The sequence below is a fragment of the Martinezella rhizogenes genome, from assembly GCF_007002745.1.
In the GTDB taxonomy this organism is placed as follows: Bacteria; Pseudomonadota; Alphaproteobacteria; order Rhizobiales; family Rhizobiaceae; genus Agrobacterium; species Agrobacterium cucumeris.
Window position 1 is genome coordinate 789,594 of the sequence record NZ_SGNY01000002.1, and the last position, 15,809, is coordinate 805,402.

At 59.8% G+C, this 15,809-nt stretch carries 11 protein-coding genes; 7 read left to right on the plus strand and 4 right to left on the minus strand.

The features are described from left to right. Positions 1–14: 14 nt before the first annotated feature. From EXN68_RS09560 to EXN68_RS09570, 3 genes are all read left to right on the plus strand, one after another. Positions 15–1,202 (plus strand): efflux RND transporter periplasmic adaptor subunit, encoded by a 1,188-nt coding sequence (locus EXN68_RS09560; protein ID WP_142840573.1) that lies wholly within the window; start codon positions 15–17, stop codon positions 1,200–1,202. 129 nt (positions 1,203–1,331) lie between these two features. After that, positions 1,332–4,526, plus strand: coding sequence for an efflux RND transporter permease subunit (locus tag EXN68_RS09565; RefSeq protein ID WP_127757677.1), 3,195 nt, complete (start codon positions 1,332–1,334; stop codon positions 4,524–4,526). Between the two features lie 291 nt (positions 4,527–4,817). Further along, positions 4,818–5,021, plus strand: a complete 204-nt coding sequence (locus EXN68_RS09570) for a hypothetical protein (RefSeq protein ID WP_161991266.1) — start codon at positions 4,818–4,820, stop codon at positions 5,019–5,021. A gap of 30 nt (positions 5,022–5,051) precedes the next feature. Here the strand turns inward: EXN68_RS09570 and EXN68_RS09575 are convergent, their stop codons facing one another. Next, positions 5,052–5,897 carry an endonuclease/exonuclease/phosphatase family protein gene (locus EXN68_RS09575; RefSeq protein ID WP_142840575.1) on the minus strand — a complete coding sequence of 282 codons (846 nt, stop codon included), beginning with the start codon at positions 5,895–5,897 and terminating at the stop codon, positions 5,052–5,054. A gap of 67 nt (positions 5,898–5,964) precedes the next feature. Continuing rightward, a complete protein-coding gene (locus EXN68_RS09580) occupies positions 5,965–7,425 on the minus strand; it encodes a phospholipase D-like domain-containing protein (RefSeq protein ID WP_142840576.1) in 1,461 nt (486 codons plus the stop codon). A gap of 266 nt (positions 7,426–7,691) precedes the next feature. Here EXN68_RS09580 and pdxY point away from each other — a divergent pair, with 266 nt between their 5' ends. Together pdxY and EXN68_RS09590 are read left to right on the plus strand one after the other, a co-directional pair. Next, positions 7,692–8,567, plus strand: a complete 876-nt coding sequence (gene pdxY, locus EXN68_RS09585; RefSeq protein WP_142840577.1) for a pyridoxal kinase PdxY — start codon at positions 7,692–7,694, stop codon at positions 8,565–8,567. A gap of 174 nt (positions 8,568–8,741) precedes the next feature. After that, entirely contained in the window at positions 8,742–9,383 is a 642-nt protein-coding gene (locus tag EXN68_RS09590) for a carbonic anhydrase (protein WP_035224474.1), read from the plus strand. Between the two features lie 178 nt (positions 9,384–9,561). Here the strand turns inward: EXN68_RS09590 and EXN68_RS09595 are convergent, their stop codons facing one another. Both EXN68_RS09595 and EXN68_RS09600 read right to left on the minus strand, forming a co-directional pair. After that, on the minus strand, positions 9,562–10,377 hold the full coding sequence (locus EXN68_RS09595) for a lytic murein transglycosylase (protein WP_142840578.1): 816 nt from the start codon (positions 10,375–10,377) through the stop codon (positions 9,562–9,564). Positions 10,378–10,590: 213 nt separating this feature from the next. Further along, positions 10,591–11,625 (minus strand): aspartate-semialdehyde dehydrogenase, encoded by a 1,035-nt coding sequence (locus tag EXN68_RS09600; RefSeq protein WP_142840579.1) that lies wholly within the window; start codon positions 11,623–11,625, stop codon positions 10,591–10,593. A gap of 510 nt (positions 11,626–12,135) precedes the next feature. Between EXN68_RS09600 and EXN68_RS09610 the strand changes: the two genes are divergently transcribed. Both EXN68_RS09610 and EXN68_RS09615 read left to right on the plus strand, forming a co-directional pair. Next, positions 12,136–14,019 carry an MFS transporter gene (locus tag EXN68_RS09610; RefSeq protein ID WP_161991268.1) on the plus strand — a complete coding sequence of 628 codons (1,884 nt, stop codon included), beginning with the start codon at positions 12,136–12,138 and terminating at the stop codon, positions 14,017–14,019. A gap of 197 nt (positions 14,020–14,216) precedes the next feature. After that, positions 14,217–15,791, plus strand: coding sequence for a Re/Si-specific NAD(P)(+) transhydrogenase subunit alpha (locus EXN68_RS09615; RefSeq protein ID WP_142840580.1), 1,575 nt, complete (start codon positions 14,217–14,219; stop codon positions 15,789–15,791). Positions 15,792–15,809 lie beyond the last annotated feature (18 nt).

Genomic DNA, 15,809 nt, shown 5'->3' on the forward strand with positions numbered 1-15,809 from the left:
CCAAGGAGAACCCCATGACGCTGAACACAAAGCGCCGGGCCCTGACGGGCGCCGGCATCGGGCTAGCTATGTCCGTTGCAGCCGCAGCGCTGTTTTTTGACCTGCCAGCCAGCCGCGATGCGACGGCAGCTTCCACGCCCGCCGAGACGCCGGCTATCCCGGTCACCGTCGCCAAGGTGGAGAGCCGCGACGTCATGCGCTGGGAAGAATTTTCCGGCCGTCTCGAAGCCGTTGACCGGGTGCAGATCCGCTCCCGTGTCGCCGGCCAGATCAAGGCCGTGCATTTCCGCGAAGGCGCGCTGGTGAAGGAAGGCGACCCCCTCTTCACCATCGATCCCGCCCCCTATCAGGCCGCCGTTGCTGGCGCTGAGGGCCAGGTCGCTTCCGCTGAAGCCAAGGTCAGCCTCGCGAAAACGGAACTCGACCGTGGCCGCCGGCTTTCCGACAATCGCACCATCTCCCAGAGCGATCTCGACCAGCGTCAAAGCTCGTTTGCGGATGCCGAAGCCCAGCTTCGCGCCGCCCGCGCCGCACTGACCACGGCGCAGCTCGATCTTGGTTACACCGAAATCCTCGCCCCGGTTTCCGGTCGTGTCGGCCGCATTGAAATCACCGCCGGCAACCTCGTCGCCGCCGGCTCCACATCGCCGGCGCTGACGACACTGGTATCGGTCAACCCGATCTATGCCAGCTTCAATGCCAGCGAAGGCGTGGTGGCCAAGGCCCTTGCCGAACTGCCGCAGACGGATGGCGCCCTGCCGGCTCTCGAACAGATCCCGGTGGAAATCGGCACGCTTTCGGATGAAGGCACGCCGATCAAGGGCACGCTGCACCTGATCGACAACCAGGTGGATTCGGCAAGCGGCACCATCGGTGTCCGCGCCGTCTTCGAAAATCCGGATGGCAGGCTCATTCCCGGTCAGTTCGTGCGGGTGCGCATGGGCGAACCGAAGCCGGAAAACCGCATCGTCATCAGCGACCGCGCCATCGGCACGGATCAGGACAAGCGCTTCGTCTTCATCGTCGATGCCGAAAACAAGGTAAGCTACCGCCAGATCAAGCCCGGTGCACCGGCTGATGGCCAGCGCATCATCGAAAGCGGCCTTGCCGCCGGTGATACGATCGTCGTCAACGGCCTACAGCGCATTCGCCCCGGTGCCACCATTGCACCGCAGGCGGAAGACAAGGTTGCCTCGCAGTAACCCGTCTCTTTGATCAGTAAGCGTCCCGCCTCCCGCGAGACGCCCCTTCAGACAGAACCGGCCTTCACCGGCGGCAGGATTGCCGCCGGAACGGCCTTCGCATCCCAAAGACCCGGAGAGGGACTGGATATGAATATTTCCAGATTTTTTGTCGACCGGCCGGTATTCGCCGGCGTGTTGTCGATCCTGATTGTGGTGGCAGGCCTTCTTGGCATGCGCGCCCTGCCGATTTCGGAATATCCCGAAGTCGTTCCGCCATCCGTCGTCGTGCGCGCCACCTATCCCGGTGCGAACCCGACCGTTATCGCCGAAACCGTCGCGACACCGCTGGAAGAACAGATCAACGGCGTCGAGGACATGCTCTACATGGGCAGCCAGGCAACCTCTGACGGCGTGCTGACGCTGACCGTCACCTTCAAGCTCGGCACCGATCCCGATAAGGCGCAGCAGCTGGTACAGAACCGTGTGTCGCAGGCCGAACCGCGCCTGCCGGCGGAAGTCCGCGCACTCGGCATCACGACAGTCAAGAGCTCACCCGACTTCATCATGGTGGTCAACCTCGTCTCGAAGACCGACGCCTATGACATCACCTATCTGCGTAACTACGCGACGCTGAACGTCAAGGATCGCCTTGCTCGCATCGAAGGCGTTGGCCAGGTGCAGGTCTTCGGCGCCGGTGACTATTCCATGCGCGTCTGGCTCGACCCGCAGAAGGTGGCCGAGCATGATCTGGCGGCCAGCGACGTCTCCGACGCCATCCGCCAGCAGAACGTGCAGGCCGCAGCCGGCGTCATCGGTGCTTCGCCAAGCCCTAATGGTGTCGACCTGCAGCTCAACGTCAATGCGCAGGGCCGTCTGACGACACCGGAGGAATTCGGCAACATCATCGTCAAGAGCGGCGCCAATGGTGAAATCACCCGCCTGCGTGACGTCGCCCGCATTGAACTGGGTGCGGCCGATTACACGCTGCGCTCGCTGCTCGACGGCGAACCCGCCGTGGCTGTCGCCGTGCTTCAGGCCCCCGGCTCCAACGCCATCGAAATCGCCGACAATGTCCGCGCCACAATGGACAATCTGCAGCTGGCAATGCCTGATGGTGTGAAATACGAGATCGTCTACGATACGACGAAATTCGTGCGCTCCTCCATCGAGAAGGTCGTTGACACACTCCTCGAGGCCGTTGGCCTCGTGGTGCTTGTCGTCATCCTGTTCCTGCAGACCTGGCGCGCTTCGATCATTCCACTGATCGCCGTTCCGGTCTCGATCATCGGCACCTTCGCCGTCATGTATGCCTTCGGATTCTCCATCAACGCCTTGACCCTGTTCGGCCTTGTGCTGGCCATCGGCATCGTGGTGGATGACGCGATCGTGGTCGTCGAAAACGTCGAGCGAAACATTGAAAACGGGCTCTCGCCGCGTGACGCCACCTACAAGGCCATGCGGGAAGTGTCCGGCCCGATCATCGCCATCGCGCTGGTTCTGGTCGCCGTTTTCGTGCCGCTCGCCTTCATCTCCGGCCTGTCCGGGCAGTTCTACCGGCAGTTCGCGCTGACGATCGCCATCTCCACCGTCATTTCGGCGATCAACTCGCTGACGCTGTCGCCCGCCCTTGCGGCCCTGTTGCTCAAGGAACACGGCGCGCCGAAAGACTGGCTGACCCGCTTCATGGACAAAATCCTCGGCTGGTTCTTCCGCGGCTTCAACCGTGCCTTCGGCGCCGCATCGAACGGCTACGGCAAGACCGTCGGCGGGCTGGTGACGCGCAAGAGCCTTGTTATGATCGTTTATATGGCGCTGGTGGCCGCCACCTACGGCATGTTCACGACAGTGCCGAGCGGCTTCGTGCCGGCGCAGGACAAGCAGTACCTGATCGGTTTTGCCCAGCTCCCGGATGGCGCAACGCTTGACCGCACGGAAAACGTCATCAAGCGCATGAGCGACATCGCCCTGGAAACCCCGGGCGTGAGCCATGCCATCGCATTCCCCGGCCTGTCGATCAACGGCTTCACCATTGGCTCCAATTCCGGCATCGTCTTTGCGGTTCTCGACGACTTCGAAAAGCGCAAGACGCCGGAACTGTCAGGCAATGCCATCGCCATGCAGCTGAACCAGAAATATGCGGGCATTCAGGATGCCTTCATCGCCATGTTCCCGCCGCCGCCGGTCAACGGTCTTGGCCAGACGGGCGGCTTCAAGCTGCAGATCGAAGACCGCGCCGGCTACGGCTACCAGACGCTCGATGAAGCAACCAAAGCGGTGATCGGCAAGGCCTATCAGACGCCGGAGCTGGCGGGCATCTTCTCCAGCTACCAGATCAACGTGCCGCAGCTCTTCGCTGATCTCGACCGTGCCAAGGCCGAGCAGCTGGGTGTCTCCGTCAGCGACGTGTTCCAGACGCTGCAGATTTATCTCGGTTCGCTCTATGTCAACGACTTCAATGCCTTCGGACGGACATACAGCGTTCGGGTGCAGGCAGATTCACAGTTCCGCGCCCATGCGGAAGATATTGGCCGCCTGAAGGTTCGCTCCGCAACCGGCCAGATGATCCCGCTTTCGACGCTGTTGAAGGTGGATGCGACGACAGGGCCGGAGCGCACCAACCGTTATAACGGCTTCCTTGCGGCCGATATCAACGGTGGTCCGGCACCGGGCTTCTCGTCTGGACAGGCACAGGCGGCCATGGAGAAAATCCTCGCTGAAACCCTGCCCGCGGGCGTGGACTATGAGTGGACGGACCTGACCTACCAGCAGATCCTCGCAGGCAATTCCAGCATCGTGGTTTTCCCGCTGGCGCTGCTGCTCGTCTATCTCGTGCTGGCTGCGCAATATGAAAGCCTCACTTTGCCGATCGCGATCATCCTGATCGTCCCGCTCGGTGTACTTGCGGCCCTCACAGGCGTCTGGCTGACAGGAGGGGACAACAACATCTTTACGCAGATCGGCCTTGTCGTCCTTGTGGGTCTTTCGGCGAAGAACGCGATCCTGATCGTGGAATTCGCCCGGGAGCTGGAATTTGAAGGACGAACGCCGCTTCAGGCGGCCATCGAGGCAAGCCGGCTTCGCCTTCGCCCGATCCTGATGACCTCGCTCGCCTTCATCATGGGCGTGGTGCCGCTGGTCATCTCCACCGGTGCGGGCGCTGAAATGCGCGCCGCCATGGGTGTGGCGGTGTTCTCCGGCATGATCGGCGTGACGTTCTTCGGCATCTTCATGACACCGGTTTTCTATGTGCTGGTGCGCAAGCTGGCGGGCAACCGCCCGCTCATCCAGCACAAACAGGAAGAACCGGCCAATTCGGACTACAAGCTCGAAAAGGCCGGCTGAAACCTAACCTCCCATCCACCGCCACCTTCGACGCAAGCCCGCCGCGCATCCCCCCGATGCGCGGCGTTTTTTATGGACGAAATGTCTATGCGGCTCCCCTGAAATTGAATCAGTTTCAAATGCTTAACTGGAATAAGCATCTATATTGCGCCGCAATAGAACTGCCAAAAAGCAATATAGCTTCACCGAGTAACGAACCACCAAAGAAACAATGATATTTTATGCTTTGAATTTTATGGTAACTTTCAAGAACTGGGTGATTCGGACTAAATGATTTAGTTCAGGGGCGACATGATGGAGCAGGACTACGAAAACTGGGCAACAACCGTTGCCTATTCGATAGTGATGCATGAGGGTCTTGATCTCGCGCTTGCCGCGCAAAATCTCGACCGGTGCAAGACCAGAAACAATCGAGAGCGACTGATGGAAGCCATTCGCAGGTCATTGCTGGAAGCGCGCTCGCGCAACCATCTCACAACGGCACAACGGATTTAGACACGACCTGGAAGATGTGATGTCGGGAAATCAGGCCTGAAGCAGGTCGGTCCTGACCGCGGCTTTCAGCGGCAGGTGATCCGAGGCGATGCGCGCCAGCGTACTATCATGCGCTTCCACCTGCTCGACCAGACCTTCACGATTGGCGATGATCCTGTCCAGCGCCAGCACCGGCAGGTTTGACGGAAAACTCGGCACCGCCGGCGGCAGCGCGCCGAAAGCATCCCGGAACGTATTCAGCGACGACCCATTACCGAGCCGCCATTCATTCAGGTCTCCCATGAGGACGGTCGCGCACTCGTTGCGCGCTTCCAGAAGCCCGATCAGCGCTTTCGCCTGCTGGGCGCGGGAATGCCGCAACAGGCCGAAATGGGCGGCAATGACGCGCAACCTGCCACCACTTTTCAGGTCAAGCTCCACGACAAGTGCACCGCGCGGCTCCAGCCCCGGCAATTTCAGCGTATGCACATCCCGGACAGCACCTTCCTTGAACAGCACGACATTGCCATGCCACCCATGCGCCTTCACGCCGGCCTGGATAGGCACGGGGATGAGGCCGCTTTCCCGTTCCAGCCGGGCGAGATCGAGCAGGCCGGTGCGCTCGCCAAAACGGCTGTCCGCCTCCTGAAGCGCGATGATGTCGGCGCCGATTTCCTGAATGACGCGGCTGGTGCGATCGGGATCGAACTTGCGGTCGCGGCCGACGCATTTATGCACATTGTAGGAAGCGATGACGGGGAAGGGATGATCTTTCGCCGCCTGCACCGCGTTCTGCCGCTGGCGATGGTCGCGCAGCGACTGCATGACGAAGGCTGGCAAACTGCTATTCGTCGCCAGGGCCTTCTTTTCGCTGTTGAGCAAACCGTTTTTCTTCACGCGTCAATGTCTCCGCACATCTTAACTGTTAGAACGTCCGTATGGCCGCTTATGGGCACATGGCGCTCTAAAGATAGGGCGAAGCGAGCCACAGGACACGCTCCACGAAACGAACAACGAATGGGCGCGCATTCAGTTCGCTGAGCCGCACCGGCAAGGCGGTCGCACGCGCATCCCGGATGCGCTCCCCGATCACCCCGGCAAACGCCTCATCCATAACTTCGAGATCGATCTCGAAGTTCAGTCGCAGCGAGCGTGGATCGAGATTGGAGGAGCCGATATAGGTCCAGCGCTCGTCGATCACCAGAAGCTTGGAATGGTTGAAAGCCCCAGTCGCCCGCCAGATGCGGCAATAATTCTTCAGCATCTGGTCGAACTGCGCCGTCATCGCCCTGTCCACAAGCACCAGATTGTTGCTTTTGGGCACGATGATATCGACCACCACTCCCCGCCTTGCTGCGGTTATGAGTGCCGAAATAAGCTCCCGATCGGGGAGAAAATAGGGCGACATGATAAGAATGGAGGAACGGGCGACGGAAAACGCACCCATCAGCATCTTGTGACTGGTCTCGATGCTCTTATCCGGCCCGGAGGAGGAAACCCGGGCGACGATCTGCGAACCCGGCACCCCGTCGGGAATGGCGATATCCCAGACCGGGGTGTCCAGACGCTCTTTCGTGGTGAAACGCCAGTCCTCCGCCGCAATGGAGAAAAAATCCGAAACCACCGGCCCGGTAATCTTGAAATGGGTATCGTGCGACTGCTTCTCGCCACCGAATTCCAGCGTGAAACCCTCACGGATATTCATGCCGCCGCTAAAGGCGATGCGCCCGTCCACCACCAGTATCTTGCGGTGGGTGCGCAGATTGGCATAGGGCAACCGCAGCCCCATGATGACATTGCCATTGAAGACATCGGCGATGATGCCCCTGTCCCGGAGCGTCGGCAGGATGCTGGGTACGGAATATCGCGCCCCCACCGCATCGATGAGCACTCTCACTTCCACGCCGCGCAGTTTTGCCTGCTCGAGCGCCCAAACGAAGCGGGCGCCGATCCTGTCATTGTCGAAAATATATGTTTCGAGAATGATCGAGCGCTTCGCCTCCCCGATCGCCTCCAGCATGGCGGCATAGGCGACGTCACCCGTCACCAGCGGTTCGATGGTGTTGCCGGTCGTCAGCGCGTGGCGTGTCACCCGGTCACCCAGCGTCTTCATCGCTTCAAAACGACGGCCAAACCGCGTGGCAACCAGTTCTGCGTCCGCATCGAAACGCGCCACGCGATCCATGATCTCGTCCTGCATGAAGGACCGCTGCTGTGTGATGTTCGACCGGCGAATACGGTTGATGCCGGCAATGGCATAGATGACCGCGCCGACGATGGGCGACAGCACGATGACGCCAACCCAGCCCAGTGCGGAACGGACCTCCTCTTTCGTCATCGTGGCATGCACGGCCGCCACGGTTCCCATCAAAATGGAAAGGACGGCAAGGATATGGGGCCAATAGGCAATGACGAGATCGAGCATATTACAACTATAGGGCATCAGACCCAAAAGTGTAGCGTGCTTTTCGGAGGACCCGATACGCCAATAAAAAGCGCCTCGCCCCCCGCAATGACGGGAAGGCAACCCGGCAGCGCAGGAACGCCCGGCCCCGCCCTTCCTTTTGCGGGACAGACCCTTGCGGGATTAACGGTGGAAACCGGCCTTGCGATATGTCATGAGAGCGCATCTTGATCTCTAGGCAGGGGCACTTGCGCGCTTCTGCGACATTTGAAAGCAAGAAGGCCGTGATGCAGGAAAATACACAGGGCGCCGTCATCGTCATTTCCAGCCACGTCATGCGTGGATCGGTCGGCAATCGCGCCGCGGTCTTCGCGCTGGAAACCCTTGGTTATCCGGTATGGGCAGTGCCCACCATCGTCATGCCCTGGCATCCCGGCCATGGCCCGTCCACGCGGATGCGCTTTCAGGACGACGACTTCGACAAGGCCATGACCGACCTTGAGAACGCCAAATGGGTCGGCGAGGTCAAGGCTGTACTGACCGGTTATTTCGGAAGCGCGTCACAGGTGCGCTCCGTCGCAAGGCTGATCCGCAATCTGAAGGAAAAGAACCCGGGGCTTATTTATGCCTGCGATCCGGTCATGGGCGATCTGGGCGGGCTTTACATTCCCCTTGAGACCGCCGAAGCCATCCGCGACCACCTCATTCCCCTTGCGACCGTCGCGACACCGAACCGCTACGAACTGGCGTGGATGAGCGGCGCCGAGCTTGAAACCAACAATGCCATCATGGATGCGGCGCTCGCACTCGGCCCGCCGAAAATGCTGGTCACCTCGGCCGTGCCAATGATGGCGGGTGGTACCGGCAATCTTTACCTCAGCGGCCGGCACGCCCTTTTGGCCGAACACCGCGCCATCGAGAATGCGCCGAACGGGCTTGGCGACCTGATGTCGGCGCTGTTCCTCGCCCGCCTGCTGGAAGGCCTGGATGATGAAAAGGCGCTGCAACTGGCCACCGCCAGCGTGTTCGAAATTCTGGCGCGAACAAAAAAACGCGAAATGAACGAGCTGACGCTGGAGACTGATTCTTCAAGTCTTTCCACACCCATGGCCATGGTGCAGATGCGTCATCTCTTGCATCCTTCACGCAGCAAGCGCAAATAGCGGCTAGAGCATTTCCAGGAAAAGCGGCCCTCGGTTTTCCATCCGGAAATGCGGCAACAGGAAGTTGGAGCGGTTTCGCGGTTCGAAGAAAAGCGAAAATGCTCTAAAGGATTGGTCTTCAACGCGCCAGGTTCGCCCCGTGATCTTGGTCCAAGCATAACGGTACTGCGATAGATGAAAGATTTTCCGGAAACTCTTCTGAACGGCTACAAGAACTTCATGAGCGGCCGCTATGTCGATGAGCGCGAAAGATATCGCGTTCTGGCCGATACCGGACAGAAACCGCAGACCCTGTTCATTGCCTGTTGTGACTCCCGTTCAGCGCCGGAAACCATTTTCGATTGCGGACCGGGAGAGCTTTTCGTCGTCCGCAACGTCGCCAACATGGTGCCGCCTTTCGAGCCTGACGGGCAATACCACGCCACCTCGGCGGCCATCGAATATGCCGTGCAGGTTCTGAAGGTGAAAGATATCGTCGTCATGGGCCACGGCCGCTGTGGCGGCATTCAGGCGGCCCTCGACCCCAATCTCGAGCCGCTGTCGCCCGGTGATTTCATCGGCAAATGGATGAACATGGTCAAATCTGCGGCCGAACAAATCCAGAGCAATGACGTCATGACCGCCTCCGAGCGACAGACCGCGCTGGAACGCGTCTCCATCCGCAACTCCATCGCCAATCTGCGCGGTTTCCCCTTCGTCAAGGCGCAGGAGACCGCCGGCAAGGTCAAACTGCACGGCGCATGGTTCGATATCTCGACCGGCGAATTGTGGGTGATGGACGGCAAAACGGGCGACTTTCGCCGCCCGGATCTGTGATTTAGACGCGTAGTCGCCGCCAATAATATTCAACTTCGTCACCCCGGAGTTGGTCCGGGGTCCAGTGCGATCAAGTCTTTGATCGCGTAAGGATCTTTCACGGCGCAGACGCGCCGGGGCTGGATGCCGGATCTAGTCCGGCATGACGAAAGTGGGCCTTTAGTCCTTGAAAGCGACCTTATTGGCCGTCGATCGCCTTGCCGATGAAGGCGATGGCCTGCTGATAGACGCTTGCGGCGTTCCAGCCCTGGATGGCGGCATAATTCGCCTGTCCCTGCTGGTAACCGGCACCACGCTGCCAGCCATGGCCGACGAGGAAGTTGGCCGTAGAGGCCAGCGCATCGGCACGCGAACCGACCAGATCGACCCGTCCGTCGCGGTCGAAATCCACACCGTAGCGCACGACATTCAATGGCAGGAACTGCGTCTGGCCGATTTCACCATGGGCAGCACCCTTGGCGTTGACGTTGAGCGAGCCGCTGCCGACGAGCTTCAGCGCCGCATAAAGCTGCTCGGTGAAATAATCCGAACGGCGGCAGTCGAAGGAAAGCGTTGCAACGGCGGAAAGCGTGTGCTGGTTGCCCATGAAGCCGCCAAAGCCGGTTTCCATGCCCCAGATAGCCAGAAGCGGGCCGGCCGGAACGCCGTAAGCTCTCTCGATCGAAGCAAAGAGAGAGGCGTTGTTCTTCTTCATGGTCTTGCCGCGCGAAATGATCGTCTGACCGCCGCGCTTTTGCATGAACTGTTCGAAGGACAGCTTGAAGCTGTGCTGGCCGCGATCGGCGCGAATGGTCGCCTGATTGTAGGAGACGCCGGAGAAGGCACGGTCGAGCACCGAAGCGCTGACGCCGCGGCCCGCCGCTTCCTGCTTGAAGGCGCCGACCCAGGCATCGAAGCCTGCCGAAGTGTTGCCGCATTGCGCAGCCATAACCGGCGTCGCTGCCAAAACCGAGACCATGGCCACACCAGCCAGAATTGCCTTCATTGCCCGCATCAAAATCTGCCTTCGATATCCTTTGGGGAATTCATCCCGAGAACCAACACGTCGCCGTTGCAGGGGTTCGGGTGCCAAATTGTCTTTTGGCGGCTTAAATTGCCTTTCGGCAGCAAGGCCTGCAAATAAACTGGCCGTGATCGTCACAAATGAAAACCCGTCTGCCCCACACAGAACAGACGGGTTATACTTAACGAACCTTAAAAAATCGTATCACGCAGCCGCCTTGCGGGGCTTGATGAGACCACGATTGACCAGGAGTTCGGCGATCTGGATGGCGTTGAGGGCAGCACCCTTGCGCAGATTGTCCGAAACGACCCAGATGTTGAGGCCGTTTTCAACCGTTGCATCTTCACGGATACGCGAAATATAGGTCGCATCTTCACCGGCGGATTCAACCGGCGTGATGTAGCCGCCATTTTCATGCTTGTCGATGACGAGGCAACCCGGCGCTTCGCGCAGGATGTCACGCGCCTGATCGGCGGTGATCTCGTTTTCAAACTCGATATTGACCGATTCCGAATGGCCGATGAAGACAGGAACGCGCACGGCCGTGCAGGTTACCTTGATCTTCGGGTCGAGCATCTTCTTGGTTTCGGCCAGAACCTTCCACTCTTCCTTGGTGTAACCGTCTTCCATGAAGACATCGATATGCGGAATGACGTTGAAGGCGATGCGCTTGGTGAACTTCTTCGTTTCAACCGGATCGGCGACGAAGACGGCGCGGGTCTGCTGGAACAGCTCGTCCATGCCTTCCTTGCCGGCACCGGAAACCGACTGGTAGGTGGAAACGACGACGCGCTTGATCTTTGCGAAGTCATGCAGCGGCTTCAGCGCGACGACGAGCTGGGCCGTGGAGCAATTCGGATTGGCGATGATGTTCTTGCGGGAAAAACCCTCGACCGCATCGGCATTGACTTCCGGAACGATCAGCGGAACGTCCTGATCGTAGCGCCATGCAGACGAGTTATCGATGACGACGCAACCCTGCTGGCCGATCTTCGGCGACCACTTCTTGGACACATCGCCGCCGGCCGACATCAGGCAAATATCCGTGTCGGAAAAATCGTAATTCTCGAGGTTGGAAACCTTCAGCGTGCGATCGCCATAGGAGACTTCCGTGCCCTGCGAACGGGCGGAAGCGAGCGGCACGATCTCATCGGCCGGAAAGCCGCGTTCGGCGAGGATATTGAGCATTTCGCGACCGACGTTGCCGGTGGCGCCTGCAATTGCAACTTTGAAACCCATGATCAAGCTCTCTTTCTGTCTCTCCTCTTTTGGGTGAGGTGGGGAAACCGCATCGCATCGCGGCTTCCTCGATCCCCAGCCAAACCGGGGAGAGAGCGGCGGGCCAGAGACGTCAGACGGTTTTAATCGTCGTTTTGGCCGTAATTCGGATGGAATAAGAAAGACGCGGATCATCGCCGGCGGATTGTGCCGGTCCTTCCATGACAATCATGTCTGCAACATGCCTGCGCAAGGTGATGCTCCTTCTTCGCGAGAAGCTATTAGAAGGTTTCTTGTTTGTGTCAAGAAAAAAGGCATGTTTCGGTCCGTCCGCTCCCGGCAGGCAAAAACCGCTCCGCGACATTTTTGCACGTTATACATTAGACTAAAGTCATAATCCGAAAGCATCGCTCTTATTGGGGTTAATTTTCTGTCACTCTGATGTCATGCGCATTGCAACCGAAAGGGGAGCCCGGAGGAGAGAGACGGGCTCCGCACTGCGCCGATTGGGACATCTGTGGAGGACAGACAATGGCAAATGTTGCAGCCGTGAGCAGCCCCGCCCGTCCAATGACGGGCGAGGAGAAGAAGGTGATTTTCGCCTCTTCTCTCGGAACGGTTTTCGAATGGTACGATTTCTATCTATACGGCTCGCTCGCGATCTATATCGGCGCGAACTTCTTCAGCCAATATCCGGAAACGACGCGCAACATCTTCGCGCTTCTGGCCTTTGCCGCCGGCTTCCTCGTGCGCCCGTTCGGCGCGCTGGTGTTTGGACGTCTCGGCGATATCGTCGGCCGTAAATACACCTTCCTCATCACCATTCTCATCATGGGTGTTTCCACCTTCCTCGTCGGTGTCCTGCCCAGTGCATCGCAGATCGGTATCGCCGCTCCGATCATCCTGATCATCCTGCGCATGCTGCAGGGTCTGGCGCTCGGCGGTGAATATGGCGGTGCCGCAACTTACGTGGCCGAACACGCGCCGAACGGCCGCAGAGGCTATTACACCTCGTGGATTCAGACGACGGCGACGCTCGGCCTGTTCCTGTCGCTGGTGGTCATTCTCGGCGTGCAGTTCGCACTCGGCAAGGAAGCCTTCGCCGCCTGGGGCTGGCGCATTCCCTTCCTCGTTTCGGTTCTGCTGCTCGGCGTATCGGTCTGGATTCGTCTGAAGATGAATGAATCCCCCGCCTTCAAGAAGATGAAGGAAGAGGGCAAGACCTCCAAGGCACCGCTCAGCGAAGCCTTCGGCCAGTGGAAAAACGCCAAGATCGCCCTGCTTGCCCTCGTCGGCGCCGTCATCGGTCAGGCCGTCGTCTGGTACACCGGCCAGTTCTACGCGCTGTTCTTCCTGCAGAGCATTCTGAAGGTGGACGGCCAGTCAGCCAATATCATGGTTGCGGCAGCCCTCATTCTCGGCACCGGCTTCTTCGTGCTCTTTGGCTGGCTTTCCGACAAGATCGGCCGCAAGCCGATCATCATGGCCGGCCTCGTTCTTGCGATGCTGACCTACTTCCCGCTGTTCAAAGCGCTCACCTGGGCGGGCAATCCGGCACTTGCGCAAGCACAGTCCACCGTTCGCGCCACCGTGACCGCCGCCCCCGGCGACTGCAAATTCCAGTTCAACCCGACAGGCACGGCGAAATTCACCACATCCTGCGATATCGCCACCTCGTTCCTCACCCGCAACTCCGTTCCCTATGACGTGGTTGCCGGAACGGCCGGCCAGCCGGCGAGCGTCAAGCTCGGCGACGCCACCATCGCCAGCTACGACGCGATCGCAGCCGGTGCGGATGCGGCGGCCAAGGACAAGGCCTTCCAGAAGCAGGTCAACATCGCACTGCATGACAGCGGTTATCCGCTGGTGCGCGGCGCAGCGCAGGTTCCGGACGCAAAACTGGACGCCTTCATCGCCGCAAACCCGGAACTCAGCCTCAATGCTGAAGCCGTTCGCGCCACCGACAAGAAGATGGTGGCAACCGACAAGCTGGTGGCGGACAAGCTGCTGACACCGGCCGAGACCGGTGGTGCGGCGGAAATGGCCGTCTACACCATTGCCGGCGGCGGCGCCTTCACCATGGTGGCCGATCCGGCAGCCGTGAACTGGGTCGTCATCATTGCGGTCCTTACCGTCCTCGTCATCTATGTGACGATGGTCTATGGCCCGATCGCGGCGCTTCTGGTCGAACTGTTCCCGACCCGCATCCGCTACTCCGGCATGTCGCTGCCCTATCACATCGGCAACGGCTGGTTCGGTGGTCTTCTGCCCGCCACCGCCTTTGCGATGAGCGCGGCGAAGGGCGACATCTATTACGGTCTCTGGTACCCGATCGTCTTTGCAGGCATCACGCTGGTCATCGGCCTGCTGTTCCTGCCGGAAACCAAGGATCGCGACATCCACACAATGGATTGATCATCATCCTCATCGACACTTTCGGAACCCGGTGCGCAGGCACCGGGTTTTTTTATTGCGTGGCAAGCCGGCATATCGAAAGAGCCTGTCGCAGCGGGCTGTCATTCCGTCGCAGGCAAGACAAAATCAATATGAAGACAAAGCCCCCCTGAATAGGTTATGACCCCCCTATATTATCAGGCACAGGGAGAGCCATTTTGAAGATCGGGACGCCCAGGGAATTATATGAAGGCGAGGCGCGCGTCGGTATGACGCCCGACAGCGCCCAGGCATTGCAGAAACTCGGATATGATTGCATCGTTGAGGCCGGTGCGGGCAAGGCGGCGGGATTTTCCGACGACGCCTATCGCGCAGCCGGGGTTACCGTCGTCGATAGCGCGGATGCGCTTTACGCCGGATCCGACATCATCGCCAAGGTTCGTCCGCCGGAAACGTCGGAGATTGATCGCCTGTCTTCGGACAAGACGCTGATCTCGTTCTTCTACCCCGCCCAGAACAAGGACCTTCTGGAGCAGGCCAAGGAAAAGGGCGCAAACGTCATCGCCATGGACATGGTGCCGCGCATTTCCCGCGCCCAGAAGATGGACGCGCTGTCCTCCATGGCCAATATCGCCGGTTATCGCGCGGTCATCGAGGCCGGCAATAATTTCGGCCGCTTCTTCACCGGTCAGGTCACCGCCGCCGGCAAGGTTCCGCCCGCCAAGGTTCTGGTCATCGGTGCCGGCGTTGCCGGTCTTGCGGCGATCGGCACGGCCACCTCGCTCGGCGCCATCACCTATGCCTTCGACGTTCGCCCGGAAGTGGCCGAACAGATCGAATCCATGGGCGCGCAATTCGTCTATCTCGATTTCGCCGATCAGCAGCAGGATGGCGCCGCCACCGGCGGTTATGCCGCCCCCTCCTCGCCGGAATTCCGCGAGAAGCAGTTGGAGAAGTTCCGCGAGCTCGCACCGCAGATCGATATCGTCATCACCACGGCGCTCATTCCGGGTCGCGATGCCCCGAAGCTGTGGCTTGCCGACATGGTCGCGATGATGAAGCCCGGTTCTGTCATCATCGACCTTGCGGCCGAGCGCGGCGGCAATTGCGATCTGACGGTTCCCGACCAGCGTGTCGTGTCCGACAATGGCGTCATCGTCATTGGCTACACGGATTTCCCGAGCCGCATGGCAGCGCAGGCCTCGACGCTCTACGCCACCAACATCCGTCACATGATGACCGATCTGACACCCGGAAAAGACGGCAAGCCGGTTCACAACATGGAAGACGATGTCATCCGTGGCGCCACCGTCACCTATCAGGGCGAGATAACATTCCCGCCGCCGCCGCCGAAAATCCAGGCGATTGCCGCACAGAAACCGAAGGAAAGAGCCAAAGAGCTTTCACCCGAGGAAAAGCACGCAAAGGAACGGGCCGAGTTCAAGGCACAGACGAAAAACCAGGTCGGGCTGCTCGTTATCGGCACGGCACTGCTGCTTCTCGTCGGTCTGTTTGCACCGGCAAGCTTCATGAGCCACTTCATCGTCTTCGTGCTCGCCTGCTTCATCGGTTTCCAGGTCATCTGGAATGTCAGCCACTCGCTGCACACGCCGCTGATGGCAGTGACGAATGCCATTTCCGGCATCGTCATTCTGGGCGCGCTGCTGCAGATCGGCTCCGGCAACTGGCTGGTGGTGATCCTTGCCTCGCTTTCCGTCCTGATCGCGACGATCAACATCGTCGGCGGTTTCCTCGTGACACGGCGCATGCTCGCCATGTTCCAGAAGTCGTAAGCCAAGCGGGGATCTTAT